Below are 19,196 nucleotides of genomic sequence, written 5' to 3'. Positions count from 1 at the left end.
TGAGCCGTCATGCCCTCTTTCACGCTTGCCACGCTAGGCATTCCCGCATCGCCTTCGTTCCATGCCTCGGTCCATGGCCGATGTGACGACGCGTCCTGAGAATCGCGCGCTGCGTGCGGTTCGTCAAGGCCTCCGCCCCGCGGAGATCGTCACAGCTCGAGGAAGCCGACGGTCCCGGAACAGTGATGATCACCCTACCCGGGTCGGTCGCCGGACCGGGTGACGCACCACGCAAACGACCGAGGGCGGCCACCCTAAAGGGTGGCCGCCCCGCGGCTGATCAGCCCCTCGGAAGGGGCAGGGATCACTTGACCTCGACGGACGCGCCCGCGGCCTTGAGGGACTCGGCGGCCTTCTCCGCGGCCTCCTTGTTGACCTTCTCGAGGACCGGCTTCGGGGTGCCGTCGACGAGGTCCTTGGCCTCCTTCAGACCCAGGGAGGTCAGCTCGCGCACGACCTTGATGACCTGGATCTTCTTCTCGCCGGCGCCGGTGAGGATGACGTCGAACTCGTCCTTCTCCTCGACGGCCTCGGCGACCGGGGCACCCGGGCCCGCAACGCCGACGGCGACCGGGGCGGCGGCGGTGACGTCGAACTTGTCCTCGAAGGCCTTCACGAACTCGGAGAGCTCGATGAGGGTCATCTCCTCGAACTGCGCGAGCAGGTCGTCCTGGCTGAGCTTCGCCATGATGGCGGTCCTTCCACTAATTCGGCAGGTGCCGGATGTACATGTCGGCGGGCGTACGGGCCCGCTAGAGCACGGGAGTGACTACTCCGCGTCCTCGGCGGGAGCCGGCGTACCGGCACCGCCCTGCTCGACCTTCTCGCGCAGCGCTTCCACGGTGCGGACGAGCTTCGAAGGCAGGGCCTGGAAGACAGCAGCGGCCTGGCCCTGCTTTGCCTTCATGGCACCCGCCAGCTTGGCGAGCAGCACCTCGCGGGACTCGAGGTCCGCGAGCTTCTTGATCTCATCGGCGGACAGCGGCTTGCCGTCAAGCACACCGCCCTTGATGATGAGGTTCGGGTTCTCCTTGGCGAAGTCACGGAGACCCTTCGCCGACTCCACCGGGTCACCGGTGACGAAGGCGACCGCCGTCGGACCCGCGAACAGGTCGTCCAGAGCGGTGATCCCGGCCTCGTTGGCCGCGATCTTGGTCAGCGTGTTCTTCACCACGGCGTACTGGGCGTTCTCACCGAGCGAACGGCGCAGCGTCTTGAGCTGCGCCACGGTGAGACCGCGGTACTCGGTCAGCACGGCGGCGTTGGAGCTGCGGAACTTGTCCGTCAGCTCGGCAACCGAACCGGCCTTGTCGGGCCTCGCCATAGAGCCTCGGCCTCCTTCCGGGTGATTCGGACCGCACGGGAAGGGGCCGGGCAGAACAAACGCCCCGGCGCAGGCGCACGGGGCGTGACTCGACCGGAATCGCGGGGAGCGTTCCCGGGAGTACATCCACTGTCACCTGCGCGGGCCGTCCGCATCAGCGGATCCTTCGGCTGCCGCACCCTCCCGGGCGCGCCAGCAACCAGCGGTCTTTGGCTTCCGTTGAAGAATACGCGAACGGATCCGCGCCAGGCAAATCCGGTGTCGGGGCAGGTCAGCCCGTGAGGCCGGCGCCCCCGGTCAGGCCTGAGGCCTTCATGTCCCCGAGCATCCCGAAGAGGTCGACGGTGTCCTTCGCCGGCGGCGCCTGGACGCTCACCGCGGTGCCGTAGTCGGAGTAGGAGGCGTTCATGCGGAGCGTGCCCTCGGGCGTCCTCACGCCCACGACCATCTTCACCGGGTAGTGGTCCTGGTTGACCCAGATCTCGGTGTCGTAGCCCTTGATGCCCGCCTTCTCGGCGTTGGCGACCAGGGCCTTGCGCTCCTTCTCGGACAGGACGCCGGTGGCCTTGTTGGCCTCCACCATCTCCGCGAAGGTCAGCGTGCCCTTGTAGTGGTCCGCCTGGACGCCGCCGACCTTCTCCGCGCCGACGTGCTTCAGGCTGGGCGACTGGAGCAGCAGGGCGAGCTGCTCGGCCGGGTCCTGGTTCATGTTGTCCAGGCCGCCGGTCATCTGCTTCTGCAGCTCTTCGCTGCCGCTCACCTCGGCCGCTGCCTTCAGGTCCAGCTTCATCCAGCGCTTGCCGTCCATCTCGGCGGCCTGCTTCGCCCCCATGTCCATGTACATGGCCTGGTCCAGCATGATCATGCGGATCCGGGAGGGGGCGTCCGGGTCGGCGGCGGTGAAGGCCGAGCCCTCCATGGTGACGTCCATGACCGCCGGGTCCCACCCCTGCACTCCGGCGATCCGCATCGTGCCGCCGCCCTGCGCGCCGGCCGGCAGGGTGAGCGTCATGCGCACCTTGGCGGACTTCGCCTCCGAGGTCTTCTCGAAGGCGGCCTGGATGGCCTTGGCGATCTCGCCCTGCCCCTGGACCGCCCCGTGGGGCGCTTCGGCCTTCTTGCGCTTCTTGCCGCCCCCGTCGCCGTCGTCGCAGCCCGCGAGCCCGACCACGACGGCCACGGCCGCCAGACCGACTCCCAGACGCTTCGCTGCCGACAAGCTCATGAAATCCCCACCCCATGCCGTCCGTCGTCCCCGGGTCCCCGTGGAACCGCGTGCCACGGTAACGCACGGCGCCGACACGGTCGTGCGAAAAAAACCGGCCCCGCGCCTCCGGAGAGGCGCGGGGCCGGTTCACAACTGCACGGGCCCAGGGGCCCGACCCGGTCAGACGGAGGCCGGGTCCTCCTCGACGAGGAGGTTACGGGTGCGGTTCGGGTCGACCGGGATGCCGGGGCCCACCGAGGTGCTGATGGCGGCCTTCTTGATGTAGCGACCCTTGGCGGCGGACGGCTTCAGACGGAGGATCTCGTCCAGGGCCGCGCCGTAGTTCTCGACCAGCTGCTGCTCACCGAACGAGGTCTTGCCGATGATGAAGTGCAGGTTCGAGTGCTTGTCGACGCGGAACTCGATCTTGCCGCCCTTGATCTCGGTGACGGCCTTGGCCACGTCGGGGGTGACGGTGCCGGTCTTCGGGTTCGGCATCAGACCACGGGGGCCGAGGACGCGGCCGAGGCGGCCGACCTTGCCCATGAGGTCCGGGGTGGCGACGACGGCGTCGAAGTCCAGGCGGCCCTTGGCGACCTCGTCGATGAGCTCGTCGGCGCCGACGATGTCGGCGCCCGCGGCACGCGCGGCCTCGGCACGGTCACCGGTCGCGAAGACCAGGACCCGGGCGGTCTTACCGGTGCCGTGCGGAAGGTTCACGGTGCCACGGACCATCTGGTCGGCCTTGCGCGGGTCGACGCCCAGACGGAAGGCCACCTCGACGGTGCCGTCGTACTTGCTGGTGGAGGTGTCCTTGGCGAGACGGACGGCCTCGAGGGGCGCGTACAGACGCTCCCGGTCGATCTTGGCGTCCGCAGCGCGGAGAGACTTGCTGCGCTTGCTCACTACTGCTCCTGTGTGTCCTGAGGAGTCGTGGTGCGGGCCGAGCAGGCCCTGCCACGGAACTGCTGGTGGTGTGGTCAGCCCTCGACCGTGATGCCCATGGAACGCGCGGTGCCGGCGATGATCTTCTCGGCGGCGTCCAGGTCGTTCGCGTTGAGGTCGGGCAGCTTGGTCGTGGCGATCTCGCGGACCTGGTCACGCGTAAGCTTCGCGACCTTGGTCTTGTGCGGCTCGCCGGAGCCCTTCTCCACACCCGCGGCCTTGAGGATCATGCGGGAAGCCGGCGGGGTCTTGGTGATGAAGGTGAAGGAACGGTCCTCGTAGACCGTGATCTCCACCGGGATCACCCAGCCACGCTGCGACTCGGTGGCCGCGTTGTAGGCCTTGCAGAACTCCATGATGTTGACGCCGTGCTGACCCAGCGCCGGGCCCACCGGCGGGGCCGGGTTGGCCGCGCCGGCGTTGATCTGGAGCTTGATAAGCCCCGTGACCTTCTTCTTCTTGGGAGGCATGTGCTCTCTCCGGGTCCTAGTGAGAGTTTTCCTGCCTGCGAGCAGGCATACCGCACCACGATAGCGGGTATCGTGCCGAGCCCTGAAACCGAGCAGGTCAGAGACGACCCGGCGGCACCCCCGAGGACCCCCGGAACCGCCCGTAGCGGCCGTCCGCGCGCCTCTCACCCACAGCCGCGGGACCCCGTCCCCCGTACGCGGAAGAGCCCCCGCTCCGCGGGTGACCGCGGGCGGGGGCTCTTCCGGTGTTCCGGGCTGCTAGTTCTTCTGGATCTGGTCGAAGCTGAGCTCGACCGGGGTCTCGCGGCCGAAGATCTCGACGAGGCCCTTGACCTTCTTCGAGTCCGGGTTGATCTCGTTGATCGTGGCCTGCAGCGTCGCGAACGGGCCGTCGGTGACCGTGACCGAGTCGCCGACCTCGAAGTCCAGCACCTGGACCTCGACCTTGCGCTTCGGGGCGGCACCGCCCTCGCCGCCCTCGGCGGCAGCGGCCTGCTCCTCGGCCTCCGGGGCGAGCATCTTGGTGACCTCGTCCAGCGTCAGCGGGTACGGGTCGTAGGCGTTGCCGACGAAGCCGGTGACGCCGGGGGTGTTGCGGACGACGCCCCAGGACTCGTTCGTCAGGTCCATGCGCACCAGCACGTAGCCGGGCAGCTTGTTCTGGCGGACGGTGCGGCGGTCGCCGTTCTTGATCTGGACGACCTCTTCCTGGGGCACCTCGGCCTGGTAGATGTAGTCCTCGACGTTCAGCGAGACGGCGCGCTGCTCCAGGTTGGACTTCACGCGGTTCTCGTAGCCGGCGTAGGTGTGGATGACGTACCACTCGCCGGGGAGGGAGCGCAGCTCCTCGCGGAACGAGGCGACCGGGTCCACCGGGGCCTGCTCCTCCGCGGCTTCCACTTCCGTGGCCTCGTCCTCGTCCTCGTCGACGACCTGGACGGCAGCCTGCTCGGCGGGCTCGCCGGCGGCCTCGTCTGCAGCCTCCGCCTGGTCGATGTCGCCGTCGGCGGCCTCGACGATGTCAAGCGCGGTGTCGTCGCCCTCGACGGTCTCGTCGGCGTCGTACAGGTTCGGGTCAGACACGGTCGCTGCTTCTTCCTTCACGATGTGGAACAGGCGGTCGGGCGCCGCGGGCGCCCTCCGCGGGAGGAATCACCCGAAGACGTACGAGACGCCCTTGTTGAATCCCCAGTCAATCACGGTAACGAGCGCGATGATGACCACAACGAAGACAATCACCACGCTGGTGTAGGTGATGAGCTCGCTGCGCGTGGGCCAGACGACCTTGCGGAGCTCCGCGACGATCTGGCGGTAGAAGAGCGCGAGGCGCGCGAGGGGCCCCTTCTTGCCGCGCTTGCCGCCGCGGCGGGGCTTCTTGGAGCCGGCGTCCGTGGATTCACCGTCGGGACGACCGCTTTCAGGCGTCGCGGTGGAGCCCAGGGCTTCCGTCACTCGTCCTCACCTGAATCCGGGTCGTTTGCCGAAACAATCCTCAAAGCGTCTGCCTGCGTGTAGCAGGGCCGGAGGGACTCGAACCCCCAACCGCTGGTTTTGGAGACCAGTGCTCTACCAATTGAGCTACGACCCTTTGAGTGCCCCCCAACGTACCGCATCCGAGCGGCTGCACGATGTGTGCAGCCAAGATCAGCTCGCGGGGGCCATCGACGGATGAGTGTACGTGTTCGCGGGCCGGGCGTCGAATGCGTCGCGCGTCCGGGCGCGGTTCGGCGCGGTTGCGCGCGGTTCCGACCGGAACGTGAACTCGTGTGCTCCGGTACCCCCGGGTCTGCGACGATGCAGGCATGACCGCTGCAACTGAACGACGCGTGTCGGCCCGCATCGGGTCGATCTCCGAGTCCGCGACGCTCGCCGTGGACGCGAAGGCCAAGGCCCTCAAGGCCGCCGGGCGACCGGTCATCGGCTTCGGAGCCGGCGAGCCCGACTTCCCGACGCCCGACTACATCGTCGAGGCGGCCGTGGAGGCGTGCCGCAATCCGAAGTACCACCGCTACACCCCGGCCGGCGGCCTGCCGGAGCTGAAGGCCGCGATCGCCGCCAAGACGCTGCGCGACTCCGGCTACGAGGTCGACCCCTCCCAGATCCTGGTCACCAACGGCGGCAAGCAGGCCATCTACGAGGCCTTCGCCGCGATCCTCGACCCGGGTGACGAGGTCATCGTCCCGGCGCCGTACTGGACGACCTACCCCGAGTCGATCCGGCTGGCCGGCGGTGTCCCGGTCGAGGTGGTCGCCGACGAGACGACCGGCTACCGGGTCTCCGTCGAGCAGCTGGAGGCCGCCCGCACGGAGAAGACCAAGGTCGTGCTCTTCGTGTCGCCCTCCAACCCGACCGGCGCCGTGTACAGCGAGGCCGAGACCGAGGCGATCGGCCGCTGGGCCGTCGAGCACGGCCTGTGGGTGCTGACCGACGAGATCTACGAGCACCTGGTCTACGGGGGCGCCTCCGCGGTCTCGCTGCCCGCGCTCTTCCCCGAGCTGCGCGACAAGTGCGTCGTCGTCAACGGCGTGGCCAAGACCTACGCCATGACCGGCTGGCGCGTGGGGTGGATCATCGGCCCCAAGGACGTCGTCAAGGCCGCCACCAACCTGCAGTCGCACGCCACCTCGAACGTGAGCAACGTCGCGCAGGTCGCCGCTCTGGCCGCCGTCTCCGGTGACCTGGTGGCCGTGGCCGAGATGCGGAAGGCCTTCGACCGCCGCCGCCAGACCATCGTGCGGATGCTCAACGAGATCCCCGGTGTCGTCTGCCCCGAGCCGGAGGGCGCGTTCTACGCCTACCCGTCGGTCAAGGCGCTGCTCGGCAAGGAGATCCGCGGCAAGCGGCCGCAGAGCTCGGTGGAGCTGTCCGAGCTGATCCTGGAGGAGGCCGAGGTCGCCGTGGTCCCGGGCGAGGCCTTCGGCACCCCCGGCTACCTGCGCCTGTCGTACGCGCTCGGTGACGAGGACCTCGTCGAGGGAGTCTCCCGGCTGCAGAAGCTGCTGGGCGAGGCCAAGGCCTGAGCCGACCGCCCCGCGGGCCCCCGGACCGGCCGGTCCGGGGGCCCGCGTGTGTGTGCGGGCAAGCGCTCGTTCGGGGAAAGCGGCCGAAAGAGGTACCGGCACCCCCCGCCGGTGCGGCAGGATCTGTGGATGGCACGCGATGTATCCCTCCTCCCCAAGGCGCACCTCCACCTGCACTTCACCGGCTCGATGCGGCCCGCGACCCTGCTGGAGCTCGCCGACAAGTACGGGGTGCACCTCCCCGAGGCACTGACCTCGGGCGAGCCGCCCAGTCTGCGCGCGACCGACGAGCGCGGGTGGTTCCGCTTCCAGCGCCTGTACGACATCGCGCGTTCCGTGCTCCGCTCCCCCGACGACATCCGCCGTCTGGTGCGCGAGGCCGCCGAGGAGGACGCCCGCGACGGATCGGGGTGGCTGGAGATACAGGTCGACCCCACCTCGTACGCGCCCCGCCTGGGCGGGCTGATCCCGGCCCTGGAGATCATCCTGGACGCCGTGGAGACCGCCTCCCGGGACACGGGCGTGGGCATGGCCGTCCTCGTCGCCGCCAACCGCACCAAGCACCCGCTGGACGCCCGCACGCTGGCCCGGCTCGCGGTGCGCTACACGGACCGCGGGGTGGTCGGCTTCGGTCTCTCCAACGACGAGCGCCGGGGTCTGGCCAGGGACTTCGACCGCGCCTTCGCCATCGCCCGGGAGGGCGGCCTGCTGGCGGCCCCGCACGGCGGCGAGCTGGCGGGCGCGGGCAGCGTCCGCGACTGCCTGGACGACCTGCACGCCAGCCGCATCGGTCACGGCGTACGGGCGGCGGAGGACCCGCGGCTGATGGCGAAGCTCGCCGAGCGCGGCGTGACCTGCGAGGTCTGCCCCGCGTCCAACGTCGCCCTGGGCGTCTACGAGCAGCCCGAGCAGGTGCCGCTGCGCACCCTCTTCGACGCCGGGGTGCCGATGGCGCTGGGCGCCGACGACCCGCTGCTGTTCGGCTCCCGGCTCGCCGCGCAGTACGAACTGGCCCGGGACGCACATGGCTTCACCGACGAGGAGTTGGCCGAACTGGCCCGCCAGTCGGTGCGCGGTTCCGCGGCGCCGGAGGGCGTGCGGACCAAGCTCCTGGCGGGGATCGACGACTGGCTCAGCGGCTGATCCCGGCCAGGACGGTGCGGGCGACGGCGACCGCGAAGTCGTCCAGCGGCTGGTCGTCGACGGGTTCGCCCAGGTAGCAGTTGAGGAAGCCGCGCTGGAAGCAGGCGCCGAGCAGCAGCGCGGCGGCCGCCTCGGGGTCGGCGTCGGCCCGGATGCGCCCGCTGTCACGCTCCGCGCGCAGGTAGCGGGCGAGCTCCCGCAGCGGCACGTGCGGCCCGGAGCCCATGGGGCGCAGTGCATCACGGTGCCGTGCCAGCAGCGCGGGCTCCGCGAAGAGCGAGGCGGCGATCGGCACGCTGGACTCGTAGAAGAGGACCGCGGTGCGCGCGATGTCGGTGAGGCAGCTCTCGACGCTGCGGTCGCCCGGGTCGGCGGTGAGCTCGGCCATGAGCGGCCCGAGCCGTGGCGCCCGCTCCTTGAGCACCTGGACGAACAGTTCCTCCTTGCTGCTGAAGTGCTTGTAGAGCGCGGCCTCCGAGCAGCCGGCCGCCTTCGCGATCTCCTTGGTGGTCGTGCGGGCGAGGCCGATGGTGCGCATCAGGCGCTCGGCGGCGTCCAGGATCCGCGTCCGGGTGGGTGTTGACTCGGGGGTGAGCATGCACTCACCCTAAGGGTGAGTGAGTACTCACCCACCTAGGAGGGAACGATGGACGTCACGGTGTTCGGCGCGACCGGAGGCATCGGCCGGCAGATCGTGCGCCAAGCGCTGGCCGCGGGGCACCACGTCACCGCGGTGGTGCGCGACCCGGCACGGCTGCCCGTGACCGGATCCGGCCTGGAGGTCGTCACGGCGTCGCTGACCGACCCTGAGCCGCTGCGCGCGGCGGTCGCCGGGCGGGACGCGGTGCTCTCCGGTCTCGGGCCGCGCCGGCGCAAGGACGCGGGGATCGCCACCGAGGTCACCCGTCCGGTCCTGCGGGCCATGGAGGCGGAGGGCGTGCGCCGCTTCGTGGCGGTCAGCGCGGCCCCACTGGGCCCGGTGCCGCAGGACGAGACGCTGCTCGGCCGGATCACCGCACCCGTCGTCTCGGGGCTGCTGCGGCCCGTCTACGACGACCTGCGGGCGATGGAGGAGGAGATGCGCCGCAGCGCCACCGACTGGACCGCCGTACGGCCTCCGAAGCTCAGCGACAAGCCGCTGACCGGGGTCTACCGGACCGCGCTCAACGCCAATCTGCGCGGCGGCCTCACCATCGGCCGCGCCGACGTGGCGCACGCGATGCTCGCGGTGGTCGACGACGCGGCGACGCTGAAGCAGGCGGTCGGGGTGGCGTACTAGTACGAGGGCGCCCGGCGGCGGGTCAGAGGCTGACGCCGACCGTCACCGGCTCGTTGACCAGGGTGATCCCGAAGGCCGCGTGGACGCCCTCGACGACCTCGCGGGCCAGCGCGAGCAGGTCGGCGGTCGTGGCCCCGCCCCGGTTGGTGAGGGCGAGGGTGTGCTTGGTGGAGATCCGCGCGGGGCCGGTGCCGTAGCCCTTGGCGAAGCCCGCCTTGTCGATCAGCCAGGCGGCGGAGGTCTTGATGCGGCCGTCGCCGGCGGGGTAGGCGGGGGGCGTGACGTCCGGGCCGAGGCGGTCGTGGACACGGGCCAAAAAGTCCGCGTGACCGGCCTCGGTGAGGACCGGGTTGGTGAAGAAGGAGCCCGCCGACCAGGTGTCGTGGTCCTCCGGGTCCAGCACCATGCCCTTGCCCGAGCGCAGCTTCAGCACCGTCTCGCGGGCGGTGTCCAGGGGCACCCGGTCGCCCGTCCCGACGCCGAGGGCGCGGGCCGTCTCCGCGTACTTCAGCGGGCCGGACATGCCGCCGGCGTCCTCCAGGGCGAAGCGCACGCGCAGCACGACGTGGCGCGCGGGGTCCGCCTTGAAACGGCTGTGCCGGTAGGAGAAGGCGCACGCGGCGTTGTCCAGGACGACCGTCTCGCCGGTGGTGCGGTCGTACGCGACCACCTCGGTGATCGTGCTGGCGACCTCCTGGCCGTACGCGCCCACGTTCTGGATGGGCGTGGCCCCGGCGGAGCCCGGGATCCCGGCCAGGCACTCGACGCCCGCCAGGCCCGCCTCCACGGTGCGGGCGACGGCGTCCGTCCAGACCTCGCCCGCCGCGAGCTCCAACGCGGTGCCGCTGAGCTCGAAGCCGCTGGTGGCGATGCGCAGCGCGGTGCCCGCGAAGCCCTCGTCGCCGATCACCAGGTTGCTGCCGCCGCCGATGACCAGCAGCGGCGTCCCGGCCGCGTCCGCCTCCCGGACGGCCTCGACGACCTCGGCGTCCGTGGTCGCCGTCACCAGGCGGGTGGCGGGGCCACCGAGGCGGAAGGTGGTCAGGGGCGCGAGCGGGGCGTCGTGGAGTACGTGCACGGCATTCAGGTTACGGGGCGGGCGGCCCCGCCAGGGATACCGCCCGCGATACCGCCCGCCCCGTACGGATCAGAGCGCCTCGAGGACCGTCGCGTTGGCGAGGCCGCCCGCCTCGCACATGGTCTGCAGCGCGTAGCGCGCGCCACGGGCCCGCATGGCGTGGACGAGGGTGGTCATCAGCCGGGTGCCGCTGGCGCCGAGCGGGTGGCCCAGCGCGATGGCCCCGCCGTTGACGTTGACCTTGGCCGGGTCGGCGCCGGTCTCCTGCAGCCAGGCGAGGACGACGCTGGCGAAGGCCTCGTTGACCTCGAACAGGTCGACGTCCGCCAGGTCCAGCCCGGCGCGGCGCAGCACCCGCTCGGTGGCCGGGATGACCCCGGTCAGCATCAGCAGGGGGTCGGAGCCGGTGACCGCGAAGCTGTGCAGCCGGGCGAGCGGGCGCAGTCCCAGGCGCTCCGCGGTCTCGCTGCTGGTGATCAGCACGGCGGAGGCCCCGTCGTTGACCGGGCTGCTGTTGCCGGCCGTGACCGACCAGTCGATCTGCGGGAAGCGCTCGGCGTAGCCGGGGTCGGCGAAGGCGGGGCGCAGTCCGGCGAGGATCTCCGGGGTGGTCGCGGGACGGACGGACTCGTCCGTGGTGAGTCCGGCCAGCGGCGCGACCTCGGCGTCGAAGGCGCCGGCCGACCAGGCGGCGGCGGCCTTGCGGTGCGACTCGGCGGCGAAGGCGTCCATCGCCTCCCGGCCCAGCGACCACTTGGCGGCGATCAGCTCCGCGCTGACGCCCTGCGGCACGAGTCCGCCCGGGAAGCGCTCGGCGACGCCGGGGCCGAACGGGTCCGCGCCGGGCGGCACGTTGGACCACATGGGCACCCGGCTCATCGACTCCGCGCCACAGGCCACGACGACGTCGTAGGCGCCGGCGATGACGCCCTGCGCGGCGAAGTGCACGGCCTGCTGGGAGGAGCCGCACTGCCGGTCGACCGTGGTGGCCGGGACGGAGTCGGGGAAGCCCGCCGACAGCCAGGCCCAGCGGGTGGTGTTCATGGCCTGCTCGCCGACCTGGTCGACGGTGCCGCCGATGACGTCGTCGACCAGCGCCGGGTCGATCCCGCTGCGGCCGACGAGTTCCTTGAGGGTGTGGGCGAGCAGTTCCACCGGGTGCGTCCCGGCGAGCGCCCCGCCCGGCTTGCCCTTGCCGATGGGGGTGCGGACGGCTTCGACGATGACGGCGTCGCGCATGACGTTCTCGCCTCCTGAGGGTGCGGTGCTAGTTAGTTTGATTTTCCAACTATCGCGTGAGGACGAGGGTAGGGCGAGAGGGTTTGACATCACAACCTTCCGTGTGAGACTGGCCCGGTGAGCCCGACCACACCTGTGCCCCCACTGCCCGGGCGCCCCTGCTCGGCGGCCGCGGCGTTGTCCGTCGTCGGCGAGAAGTGGGCGCTGCTCGCGGTCCGCGAGATCCTCTACGGCAACCGGCGCTTCGACGCCATCGCCCGCAACACGGGCGCTCCGCGCGACCGCCTCACCGCGCGGCTGCGCGCATTGGAGGAGGCCGGCGTCGTCGAGCGGCGCGCCTACAGCGAGCGGCCGCCGCGGTACGAGTACCACCTGACGGAGGCGGGGCGTGACCTCGCGCCGGTCATCCGGTCCCTGGTGACGTGGGGCGACAAGTGGGCGGCGGACGAGCCGCCGGTCGTGCTCCGGCACCGGGACGACCATCCGGTGGACCCTGTCGAGTACTGCCGCGCGTGCGGCGAGGAGGTCCACGACCGCGACCTGGCGCTCGACATCCGCAGCGAGGGATGGACGCCCGCGGGGCGGACGGGGTCCGGGTAGCCCGGAGCGCGCGTCACCACCGGGCCGGCCGGTGGTGACGCGCGCCGGACGGGGCGTCAGGGCGTCGCGTCGACCAGCGACTTGGGCGGGGCGGGAACCGGCTCGGGGGCCTTCGTGGCGCGTCGGCCCGGGATGAGGAGGGCCGCGAGCGCTCCGACCGCGACGGCGGCCGCGCCCACCCAGAGGGCGGGGGTGAGGCCGTCGACGAACCGCGCCGCCGACTCGTAGCCGCCCTGGGCGGAGAAGACCGCGGCGAGGGTCGCGACGCCGAGGGCCCCGCCGACCTCGCGGAGGGCGTTGTTGGCGCCCGAGGCGATGCCCTGCTCCTCCGGCCGGACGCTGCCCATGACGATGTTGGCGCTCGGGGCGAAGTACATCGCCATCCCGATGCCGCTCACGATCAGCGCCGGCACCTGCGCCACGTACGACACCCCCGGCTCGATCACCACGGCGAACCAGCCGAGACCCACCGCCTGCAGGGCGAGTCCGGCGGCGACGACCGGGCGGCCGCCGATGCGGTCGGAGAGGAAGCCCGCGATGGGCGCGACGATCATCGGCATGCCCGTCCAGGGCAGCATGCGCAGCCCCGCCTCGGTCGGGGAGTAGCCCGCGACGCCCTGGAGGAACTGGCTGAGCAGGAAGATCGAGCCGAACATGCCGAGGAACATCAGCAGGCTGGCCGTGTTGACGGCGGCGAAGGCGCGGCTGCGGAAGAGCCGCATCGGCAGGATCGGGTTGCGGGCGCGGATGCCGTGCCGGACGAACAGGGCCATCAGCACACCGCCGCCGACGAGTCCGCCGAGGACCGGGCCGCTGGTCCAGCCGTCGGCGTTGCCGCGGACGAGGGCGTAGACGATGCCGAACAGACCCGCGCTGGCGAGCACCGTGCCGGTCACGTCGAGCCGGGGGTCGGGGCCGCGGCTCTCGGCGAGCCGCAGCCGGGCGAGGGGCAGGAGGAGCACGCCGATCGGGACGTTCAGCCAGAAGATCCACTGCCAGGAGATGTGTTCGGTGAGCGAGCCGCCGATGAGCGGTCCGGCGGCGACCGCGAGACCGTTCACCGCGCCCCAGATGCCGAACACCATGCCGCGCCGCTCGGGCGGCACGGTGGCCGAGAGCAGGGTGAGGGTCAGCGGCATGAGGATCGCGGCGCCGACGCCCTGGACGGCGCGGGCGGCGATGAGTTCGCCCATGCCGGGGGCGAGGGCCGCGGCGGCGGAGGCCGCGGAGAAGACGCCGAGGCCCACCAGGAACATGCGCCGACGGCCGAAACGGTCGCCCAGGGCGGCGCCGAACATCAGGAGGACGGCGAAGGTGAGCGTGTAGGCGCTCACCGTCCACTCCAGGTCCTCCAGGGCGCCGCCCAGGTCCGCGCGGATGGAGGGCAGCGCCGTGGTGACGACCAGGTTGTCGAGCGCCGCCATGAACCCGGCGACGCTGGTGATGACGAGTGCCCAGACGACGCTGCCGCGCCGGCCCTCCGTCGGTTGCTGTGCCATGAACTCCCCCAGCTGATTAGTAATCGATCAATAACTTTCATGGACATGGGTGGGCCCCACGGCAGGCCGACGCGACCCGTCAGCCCTTCCCCGGGAAGCGGTCGGCGTAGAGGTCCTCGATCCCCGCCCAGCCGCGCTCGTGCTGTGGGACACCGAGCGCCACCAGTACGTTCACGAGCATCCCCGTGCCGAAGAACTCCGCCGTTTCGCGGTCGCCCACCCCGGTACGTGCCCTGACGAAGTCCCACAGGCCCAGCCAGCCGCGCCGGCAGGCCTCGCGGATCTCCTCGTCGTCGACGGCGGCCACGTACATCTGCAACTGCATCCGCAGGACGTCGCCGTCCCCGATGAGCTCCTGGTACGAGCCGCACATCGCCTCGAAGGCCTCCTCCCCCTCCAGCCCCTCGGCAGCCTTCTCGAAGTGCGCCTCGATCGTCTCGACGCACCGCGCCGCGACGGCCATGAACAACGCCTTCTTGTTGGGGAAGAGCCGGAAGAGGTACGGCTGCGACACACCCATGCGCTTGGCGATGACGCCGGTGGAGGTGCCGTTGTAGCCACCCGTGCCGAACTCCGTCATCGCTGCGTGGATCGCCGCCTCGCGGCGCTCCTCCGCGCTCATCCGCATGCCGTCACCTGCCATGCCAAGTAAGTTATCAGTCAATAACAAGCGTGGGCAAGAGGAAGGCGGCGGGACGCCCCGCCGCCTTCTCCTCACGGCTACGCCAGCCGGACCACCGCGCGCGACATGCCCAGCACCTTCTGCCCGGCGCTGAGGGCCGTCACGTCCACCCGGACCGTGCGCTCGTCGTCGTCCAGCTTGGCCGCGACCTTGGCACTGACCTCGATCAGCGCGCCCGTGCCGTCGTTCGGCACCACGACCGGCTTGGTGAAGCGGACCCCGTACTCCACGACCGCGCCCGGGTCGCCCGCCCAGTCCGTCACCACGCGGATCGCCGATGCCATGGTGAACATGCCGTGCGCGATGACGTCCGGCAGGCCGACCTCCGTGGCGAACCTCTCGTTCCAGTGGATCGGGTTGAAGTCACCGGAGGCGCCCGCGTACTGCACGAGCGTGGCGCGGTTCACGGGGAAGGACCGCGCCGGCAGCTCGGTGCCGACCTCGACCTCGTCGTAGGAGATCTTCGCCGTCATCGGTTCACTCACCCTCCGGCGCGCGCGCCACCAGTTTCATGAGCGCCGTCACCACGTGCTCGCCGCTCTCGTCGTGGACCTCGCCGCGGACGTCGATGACGTCGTTGCCCGCGAGCGACTTGATGGCCTCGATGGTGACCGTCACCGACAGGCGGTCACCGGCCCGCACGGGGCGGGTGTAGCTGAACCTCTGGTCGCCGTGCACCACCCGGCCGTAGTCCAGTCCCAGCTCCGGGTCGAGGACGACCTGCCCCGAGGCCTTGTACGTGATCACGAACGGGAAGGTCGGCGGCGCGATCACGTCCGGGTGGCCCAGGGCCTTGGCCGCGTCGGGGTCGGTGTACACCGGGTTCGGGTCGCCGACGGCCTCGGCGAACTCGCGGATCTTCTCCCGGCCCACCTCGTAGGGAGCGGTGGGCGGATACGTCCGCCCCACGAAGGACTGGTCCAGCGCCATCGGCACCTCCTGGAGCTGTGGTCTGCACGTCGGCGGGTCCGCCAACGCCGAGAGGCCGCCCCCGGTGACAGGGGCGGCCTCTTCGGTCTTACGGCCTGGGTCAGCGCGTCTCGCGGTGCGCGGTGTGCGCGTTGCAGCGCGGGCAGTGCTTCTTCATCTCAAGACGGTCCGGGTCGTTGCGCCGGTTCTTCTTGGTGATGTAGTTCCGCTCCTTGCACTCCACGCAGGCCAGCGTGATCTTCGGGCGGACGTCGGTGGCGGCCACGTGAGTGCTCCTTGACGAACGGCAATAAGGTTTGAACACGGAAAGAGTAGCCGATTGAAGGACCGATCCCACAATCGGCTACGCGGGGTAGCGGCGACCGGACTTGAACCGGTGACACAGCGATTATGAGCCGCTTGCTCTACCGACTGAGCTACGCCGCTTCGATGAAAAGATCACCCGCCGGGTGGCGGGTCATCCGATCACCAGAGCCCCAATACGGAATCGAACCGTAGACCTTCTCCTTACCATGGAGACGCTCTGCCGACTGAGCTATTGGGGCGAGCGAGGAAGACATTACACGGTCCGCCGCCGAAGGTGAAATCCGTATCTTGCGGGCAGTCGCCGGACCACCTCCCACCTCCGCCGCCCCAGTCGCTCGGCCCCATACGTCACTTGACGTCACCAGTACGACTATTCGCTCTTCCCGGACGGACCGGGCACCGCGCCCTAGGCTCGGAACCGCGTGATCTTGCCTCCGGCCCCGAGGAGCGCGATGACCGACAGCCAGCCGCAGCAGCCCACCGACCCGCCGCTGGGCGAAACCGCCCCAGCCCCCGCCCTCCTGCTCTGCGGTGCCCGCCTCGCCGACGGCCGCACCGTCGACGTGCGCCTGGCCGGAGCGCGCATCGAGGCCGTCGGCACCGCCGGCAGCCTCCACGAGGGCACCCGTGTCGACCTCGGCGGTTACCTCCTGCTGCCCGCCCCCGCCGAACCCCACGCCCACCTCGACACCGCCCTGACCGCCGGCTCCGCCGGACCGCCCTCGTACGACGCCGAGGACGTGCAGCGGCGGGTCACCGAGGGCGCCCTCCACCAGCTCGGCCACGGCGCGACCGCGGTCCGCACGCACATCCGCATCGGCGACGTACAGGGGCTGCGCGCCCTGGAGGCGGCGCTGCAGGCCCGGCGCGCCCTGCGCGGCCTGGTCGACGTGCGGACCGTGGCGGTGCCCCGGGTGCTCACCGGGCCCGCCGGCGCGGACGGCCTCGCCGTGCTCCGCGACGCCCTCAAGATGGGCGCCGACGTGGTGGGCGGCTGCCCCGACCTCGACCCCGACCCGGGGGGGTACGCGGAGGCGGTGCTCGCCGTGGCCGCCGAGTTCGGCCTCCCGGTCGACCTGCACACCGACGCCGCCGACCCGGCCCGGCTCTCCCGGCTCGCCGCGATGGCGGGAGGACTGCGCCCCGGCGTCGCCCTCGGCCCCTGCGGCGGCCTGGCCCGGCTCCCGTACGACACGACCGTCCGCCTGGCGGGGCAGCTCGCCGCCGCCGGGGTCTCGCTGACCGCCCTCCCGCAGGGCGGCTGCGGCGCCCTGGAATCGCTGCGCCGCGGCGGCACCGCGCCGGTGCGGACCCTGCGGGCGGCCGGCGTCCGGATCGCCGCGGGCAGCGGCGCGCTGCGCGACCTGACCAACCCCGTCGGCCGCGGCGACCCCCTGGAGGCCGCCTTCCTGCTCGCCTCCCACGGCGAGTGCGCCCCGGGGGAGGCGTACGAGGCGGTGAGCCGGGACGCCCGCGCCGTCATGGGGCTGCCCGAGGTGCGGGTGGAGGCGGGCTTCCCCGCCGAGCTGCTCGCGGTAAGGGCCGACCGGCTGGAGAGCGCGCTCTCGCTCGCGTACAGCCGGATCGTCATCCACCGGGGGCGGGTCGTCTCCCGGACCAGCGCGGTACGCGAGTACACCGACACCCTGGCGCTCGACCTGCCGCGTCAGTCGAGGAGCCGACGTGACCCGGCATGAACGGCGCGCCGGGCGTAGCGTCGGTGGCATGCGCACTGTGATCGCTGGTGGACATGGACAGATCGCGCTGCGGCTGGAGCGGCTGCTCGCCGCGCGCGAGGACGAGGTGGCGGGCATCATCCGCACGCCGGAACAGGCCGATGACCTGCGCGAGGCCGGCGCCGAGCCGATCGTGCTCGACCTGGAGTCGGCATCGGTGGACGAGGTGGCCCAGGCACTGGCCGGGGCCGGCGCGGTCGTCTTCGCGGCGGGCGCGGGGCCGGGCAGCGGCGCCGCCCGCAAGGAGACCGTCGACCGGGACGCCGCCGTGCTGCTGGCAGATGCCGCGGAACGCGCGGGCGTACGCCGTTACCTGATGGTCTCCGCCATGGGGGCCGACGCCGGGTCCCGCTCCGGCACCGACGAGGTCTTCACCGCCTACCTGCGCGCCAAGGGTGCCGCCGACGCCGAGGTGCGCCGGCGCGCCGCCCTGGACTGGACGATCGTCCGCCCCGGCCATCTAACCGACGACCCGGGCACGGGGCGGGTCCGGCTCGCCGCTTCCACCGGGCGCGGTTCGGTGACCCGTGACGACGTCGCGGCAGTGCTGGCGGAGTTGCTCGACACGCCCTCGACGGCGGGGCTCACCCTGGAACTGATCGAGGGTCACACCCCGGTGTCGGTCGCCGTGAAGGACGTCGCCGGGAACTGAACCGCACCCCGGGCAGCCCGGTGGGCCTTGGCGCCGGGCTCCGGGCTCCGGGTGCATCCGCCGGATGCCGATGCGCCGTTGGCCGAGGGGCCTGGTGAAGTCCACGTACGGGAAGGCCTCGTCGAAGGCGATCTCCCGGGTGGCCTTGAGGTCACAGCAGTACACCGACCCGCGCATTCCACGGGGCGCGGGATGCGGGCGCGGGCGGACGGGTAGAGGGGGGACGGCCGAGATGCGATCAGTCCGGCTCTGGGCTGCACTTGATCGTATCGGGACGACCAGCGCCATCCCCCTGACGTCACGGAGAGACCATGCCGATGAAGCCCCCGGCACCCCCGTTCACCCGCGAGACCGCGATCGAGAAGGTCCGCCTCGCGGAGGACGCCTGGAACAGCCGCGACCCCGAGAAGGTGTCCCTCGCCTACACACCCGACAGCCGGTGGCGCAACCGCGGCGAGTTCGTCAACGGCCGGGAGGAGATCGTCGCGTTCCTCTCCCGCAAGTGGACCAGGGAGCAGGAGTACCGGCTCATCAAGGAGCTCTGGGCCTTCGACGGCAACCGCATCGCGGTCCGCTTCGCCTACGAGTGCCACGACGACTCCGGCAACTGGTACCGCTCGTACGGCAACGAGAACTGGGAGTTCGACGACGAGGGCCTGATGCGCGTACGGCTGGCCAGCATCAACGACACCCCGATCGCCGAGTCGGAGCGCGCGTACCACTGGCCGCTCGGACGACGGCCCGACGATCATCCCGGTCTGTCCGACCTCGGGTTCTGAGCGGCCCGCGCCTGCCGCCGCAGCTCCACGCGGGCCGCGGGCAACCGGCCGGGGCCGGTGCGCCAGTACGGGTGCCAGAACAGCCGGCAGGAGAGCCAGAGCAGGCGTCGTCGCAGGACCGCCGCATGGGCGGGCTCCGCGGCGAGTTGCGCGTAGGTGCGGTGCCATTCGCGCTGCGCCTGCACCAGGTCGGGCGGGAACACGGTGTTGGCCATGCACAGGATTCAATCATGTGTTCGATTTCCTGCGCACGCCTCACGCGTCACTCGTAGGGGTGAGCTTGCCGCGGCGCCCGCGCCGGACGTCA

23 protein-coding genes and 3 tRNA genes are annotated in these 19,196 nt (G+C 71.4%); 7 read left to right on the top strand and 19 right to left on the bottom strand.

Going from position 1 to position 19,196, the window contains the following annotated elements; genetic code table 11:
* Nucleotides 1-304 precede the first annotated feature (304 nt).
* From rplL to ACFYYN_RS24365, 8 genes are all read right to left on the bottom strand, one after another.
* Nucleotides 305-688 carry a 50S ribosomal protein L7/L12 gene (gene rplL / locus ACFYYN_RS24400; RefSeq protein WP_500328155.1) on the bottom strand — a complete coding sequence of 128 codons (384 nt, stop codon included), beginning with the start codon at nt 686-688 and terminating at the stop codon, nt 305-307.
* Nucleotides 689-769: 81 nt separating this feature from the next.
* A complete protein-coding gene (rplJ, locus tag ACFYYN_RS24395) occupies nt 770-1,324 on the bottom strand; it encodes a 50S ribosomal protein L10 (RefSeq protein ID WP_319135235.1) in 555 nt (184 codons plus the stop codon).
* A gap of 271 nt (nt 1,325-1,595) precedes the next feature.
* Nucleotides 1,596-2,549, bottom strand: coding sequence for an SCO4651 family lipoprotein (locus ACFYYN_RS24390; RefSeq protein ID WP_500547504.1), 954 nt, complete (start codon nt 2,547-2,549; stop codon nt 1,596-1,598).
* A gap of 162 nt (nt 2,550-2,711) precedes the next feature.
* The gene (gene rplA / locus ACFYYN_RS24385; protein ID WP_499513414.1) at nt 2,712-3,437 is read right to left on the bottom strand and encodes a 50S ribosomal protein L1; all 726 of its coding nucleotides are present in this window, start codon (nt 3,435-3,437) and stop codon (nt 2,712-2,714) included.
* Between the two features lie 74 nt (nt 3,438-3,511).
* Entirely contained in the window at nt 3,512-3,946 is a 435-nt protein-coding gene (gene rplK, locus ACFYYN_RS24380) for a 50S ribosomal protein L11 (RefSeq protein ID WP_319135229.1), read from the bottom strand.
* Between the two features lie 258 nt (nt 3,947-4,204).
* A complete protein-coding gene (gene nusG / locus ACFYYN_RS24375) occupies nt 4,205-5,029 on the bottom strand; it encodes a transcription termination/antitermination protein NusG (RefSeq protein ID WP_500547503.1) in 825 nt (274 codons plus the stop codon).
* Nucleotides 5,030-5,098: 69 nt separating this feature from the next.
* The gene (gene secE / locus ACFYYN_RS24370) at nt 5,099-5,398 is read right to left on the bottom strand and encodes a preprotein translocase subunit SecE (RefSeq protein WP_499513412.1); all 300 of its coding nucleotides are present in this window, start codon (nt 5,396-5,398) and stop codon (nt 5,099-5,101) included.
* Nucleotides 5,399-5,461: 63 nt separating this feature from the next.
* Nucleotides 5,462-5,534: transfer RNA gene (locus ACFYYN_RS24365), tRNA-Trp, on the bottom strand.
* Nucleotides 5,535-5,748: 214 nt separating this feature from the next.
* Between ACFYYN_RS24365 and ACFYYN_RS24360 the strand changes: the two genes are divergently transcribed.
* Together ACFYYN_RS24360 and ACFYYN_RS24355 are read left to right on the top strand one after the other, a co-directional pair.
* Nucleotides 5,749-6,966, top strand: a complete 1,218-nt coding sequence (locus tag ACFYYN_RS24360; RefSeq protein WP_500328159.1) for a pyridoxal phosphate-dependent aminotransferase — start codon at nt 5,749-5,751, stop codon at nt 6,964-6,966.
* 129 nt (nt 6,967-7,095) lie between these two features.
* Nucleotides 7,096-8,109: an adenosine deaminase gene (locus tag ACFYYN_RS24355; RefSeq protein WP_500328161.1), complete on the top strand. Its 1,014-nt coding sequence runs from the start codon at nt 7,096-7,098 to the stop codon at nt 8,107-8,109.
* Here ACFYYN_RS24355 and ACFYYN_RS24350 read toward each other — a convergent pair.
* Nucleotides 8,099-8,707: a TetR/AcrR family transcriptional regulator gene (locus tag ACFYYN_RS24350; protein WP_500547502.1), complete on the bottom strand. Its 609-nt coding sequence runs from the start codon at nt 8,705-8,707 to the stop codon at nt 8,099-8,101. The two genes, ACFYYN_RS24355 and ACFYYN_RS24350, sit on opposite strands and share 11 nt — an antisense overlap.
* A 48-nt stretch (nt 8,708-8,755) precedes the next feature.
* Between ACFYYN_RS24350 and ACFYYN_RS24345 the strand changes: the two genes are divergently transcribed.
* Nucleotides 8,756-9,388 carry an NAD(P)-dependent oxidoreductase gene (locus ACFYYN_RS24345; RefSeq protein WP_500328163.1) on the top strand — a complete coding sequence of 211 codons (633 nt, stop codon included), beginning with the start codon at nt 8,756-8,758 and terminating at the stop codon, nt 9,386-9,388.
* Between the two features lie 22 nt (nt 9,389-9,410).
* Here the strand turns inward: ACFYYN_RS24345 and ACFYYN_RS24340 are convergent, their stop codons facing one another.
* The gene (locus ACFYYN_RS24340) at nt 9,411-10,466 is read right to left on the bottom strand and encodes a UDP-N-acetylmuramate dehydrogenase (protein WP_500356546.1); all 1,056 of its coding nucleotides are present in this window, start codon (nt 10,464-10,466) and stop codon (nt 9,411-9,413) included.
* Nucleotides 10,467-10,535: 69 nt separating this feature from the next.
* Complete coding sequence (locus ACFYYN_RS24335) at nt 10,536-11,705, bottom strand: thiolase family protein (RefSeq protein ID WP_500547501.1); 1,170 nt, start codon at nt 11,703-11,705, stop codon at nt 10,536-10,538.
* A gap of 117 nt (nt 11,706-11,822) precedes the next feature.
* Here ACFYYN_RS24335 and ACFYYN_RS24330 point away from each other — a divergent pair, with 117 nt between their 5' ends.
* Nucleotides 11,823-12,305, top strand: a complete 483-nt coding sequence (locus ACFYYN_RS24330; protein ID WP_500547500.1) for a winged helix-turn-helix transcriptional regulator — start codon at nt 11,823-11,825, stop codon at nt 12,303-12,305.
* A gap of 56 nt (nt 12,306-12,361) precedes the next feature.
* On the opposite strand, the gene ACFYYN_RS24325 is transcribed toward ACFYYN_RS24330, so the two are convergent.
* The 7 genes from ACFYYN_RS24325 to ACFYYN_RS24295 all read right to left on the bottom strand — a co-directional run bounded on the left by ACFYYN_RS24325 (nt 12,362) and on the right by ACFYYN_RS24295 (nt 15,961).
* On the bottom strand, nt 12,362-13,804 hold the full coding sequence (locus ACFYYN_RS24325; RefSeq protein ID WP_500547499.1) for an MFS transporter: 1,443 nt from the start codon (nt 13,802-13,804) through the stop codon (nt 12,362-12,364).
* Nucleotides 13,805-13,883: 79 nt separating this feature from the next.
* Complete coding sequence (locus ACFYYN_RS24320; protein WP_500547498.1) at nt 13,884-14,447, bottom strand: TetR/AcrR family transcriptional regulator; 564 nt, start codon at nt 14,445-14,447, stop codon at nt 13,884-13,886.
* 77 nt (nt 14,448-14,524) lie between these two features.
* Entirely contained in the window at nt 14,525-14,959 is a 435-nt protein-coding gene (locus ACFYYN_RS24315; protein WP_500328170.1) for a MaoC family dehydratase, read from the bottom strand.
* Nucleotides 14,960-14,963: 4 nt separating this feature from the next.
* Complete coding sequence (locus ACFYYN_RS24310; protein ID WP_500328171.1) at nt 14,964-15,416, bottom strand: FAS1-like dehydratase domain-containing protein; 453 nt, start codon at nt 15,414-15,416, stop codon at nt 14,964-14,966.
* Between the two features lie 100 nt (nt 15,417-15,516).
* The gene (gene rpmG / locus ACFYYN_RS24305) at nt 15,517-15,681 is read right to left on the bottom strand and encodes a 50S ribosomal protein L33 (protein WP_004571794.1); all 165 of its coding nucleotides are present in this window, start codon (nt 15,679-15,681) and stop codon (nt 15,517-15,519) included.
* An 88-nt stretch (nt 15,682-15,769) separates the two neighbouring features.
* Nucleotides 15,770-15,842, bottom strand: a tRNA-Met gene (locus ACFYYN_RS24300).
* A gap of 46 nt (nt 15,843-15,888) precedes the next feature.
* Nucleotides 15,889-15,961: transfer RNA gene (locus ACFYYN_RS24295), tRNA-Thr, on the bottom strand.
* Nucleotides 15,962-16,174: 213 nt separating this feature from the next.
* Between ACFYYN_RS24295 and ACFYYN_RS24290 the strand changes: the two genes are divergently transcribed.
* From ACFYYN_RS24290 to ACFYYN_RS24280, 3 genes are all read left to right on the top strand, one after another.
* The gene (locus ACFYYN_RS24290; RefSeq protein WP_499513400.1) at nt 16,175-17,419 is read left to right on the top strand and encodes an amidohydrolase family protein; all 1,245 of its coding nucleotides are present in this window, start codon (nt 16,175-16,177) and stop codon (nt 17,417-17,419) included.
* Nucleotides 17,420-17,447: 28 nt separating this feature from the next.
* A complete protein-coding gene (locus ACFYYN_RS24285; protein WP_500547497.1) occupies nt 17,448-18,110 on the top strand; it encodes an NAD(P)H-binding protein in 663 nt (220 codons plus the stop codon).
* A gap of 311 nt (nt 18,111-18,421) precedes the next feature.
* The gene (locus ACFYYN_RS24280; protein WP_500547496.1) at nt 18,422-18,889 is read left to right on the top strand and encodes a nuclear transport factor 2 family protein; all 468 of its coding nucleotides are present in this window, start codon (nt 18,422-18,424) and stop codon (nt 18,887-18,889) included.
* On the opposite strand, the gene ACFYYN_RS24275 is transcribed toward ACFYYN_RS24280, so the two are convergent.
* Nucleotides 18,859-19,104 (bottom strand): DUF8825 domain-containing protein, encoded by a 246-nt coding sequence (locus tag ACFYYN_RS24275; protein WP_499513397.1) that lies wholly within the window; start codon nt 19,102-19,104, stop codon nt 18,859-18,861. The genes ACFYYN_RS24280 and ACFYYN_RS24275 overlap by 31 nt on opposite strands.
* Between the last annotated feature and the right edge of the window lie 92 nt (nt 19,105-19,196).

Origin of the sequence: Streptomyces sp. NPDC001902 (assembly GCF_042891295.1) — a bacterium.
Lineage (GTDB): Bacteria > Actinomycetota > Actinomycetes > Streptomycetales > Streptomycetaceae > Actinacidiphila.
The sequence above is the reverse complement of the archived record's forward strand: the minus strand, read 5'-3'. Positions and strand labels throughout refer to the sequence as shown.

Excerpts from the sequence above, each read along its gene's own strand:
- rplL (WP_500328155.1), bottom strand. The coding sequence starts at position 688 with ATGGCGAAGCTCAGCCAGGACGACCTGCTCGCGCAGTTCGAGGAGATG.
- rplJ (WP_319135235.1), bottom strand. The coding sequence starts at position 1,324 with ATGGCGAGGCCCGACAAGGCCGGTTCGGTTGCCGAGCTGACGGACAAG.
- ACFYYN_RS24390 (WP_500547504.1), bottom strand. The coding sequence starts at position 2,549 with ATGAGCTTGTCGGCAGCGAAGCGTCTGGGAGTCGGTCTGGCGGCCGTG.
- rplK (WP_319135229.1), bottom strand. The coding sequence starts at position 3,946 with ATGCCTCCCAAGAAGAAGAAGGTCACGGGGCTTATCAAGCTCCAGATC.
- ACFYYN_RS24360 (WP_500328159.1), top strand. The coding sequence starts at position 5,749 with ATGACCGCTGCAACTGAACGACGCGTGTCGGCCCGCATCGGGTCGATC.
- ACFYYN_RS24355 (WP_500328161.1), top strand. The coding sequence starts at position 7,096 with ATGGCACGCGATGTATCCCTCCTCCCCAAGGCGCACCTCCACCTGCAC.
- ACFYYN_RS24350 (WP_500547502.1), bottom strand. The coding sequence starts at position 8,707 with ATGCTCACCCCCGAGTCAACACCCACCCGGACGCGGATCCTGGACGCC.
- ACFYYN_RS24345 (WP_500328163.1), top strand. The coding sequence starts at position 8,756 with ATGGACGTCACGGTGTTCGGCGCGACCGGAGGCATCGGCCGGCAGATC.
- ACFYYN_RS24335 (WP_500547501.1), bottom strand. The coding sequence starts at position 11,705 with ATGCGCGACGCCGTCATCGTCGAAGCCGTCCGCACCCCCATCGGCAAG.
- ACFYYN_RS24325 (WP_500547499.1), bottom strand. The coding sequence starts at position 13,804 with ATGGCACAGCAACCGACGGAGGGCCGGCGCGGCAGCGTCGTCTGGGCA.
- ACFYYN_RS24320 (WP_500547498.1), bottom strand. The coding sequence starts at position 14,447 with ATGGCAGGTGACGGCATGCGGATGAGCGCGGAGGAGCGCCGCGAGGCG.
- ACFYYN_RS24315 (WP_500328170.1), bottom strand. The coding sequence starts at position 14,959 with ATGACGGCGAAGATCTCCTACGACGAGGTCGAGGTCGGCACCGAGCTG.
- ACFYYN_RS24310 (WP_500328171.1), bottom strand. The coding sequence starts at position 15,416 with ATGGCGCTGGACCAGTCCTTCGTGGGGCGGACGTATCCGCCCACCGCT.
- ACFYYN_RS24290 (WP_499513400.1), top strand. The coding sequence starts at position 16,175 with ATGACCGACAGCCAGCCGCAGCAGCCCACCGACCCGCCGCTGGGCGAA.
- ACFYYN_RS24285 (WP_500547497.1), top strand. The coding sequence starts at position 17,448 with ATGCGCACTGTGATCGCTGGTGGACATGGACAGATCGCGCTGCGGCTG.
- ACFYYN_RS24280 (WP_500547496.1), top strand. The coding sequence starts at position 18,422 with ATGCCGATGAAGCCCCCGGCACCCCCGTTCACCCGCGAGACCGCGATC.
- ACFYYN_RS24275 (WP_499513397.1), bottom strand. The coding sequence starts at position 19,104 with ATGGCCAACACCGTGTTCCCGCCCGACCTGGTGCAGGCGCAGCGCGAA.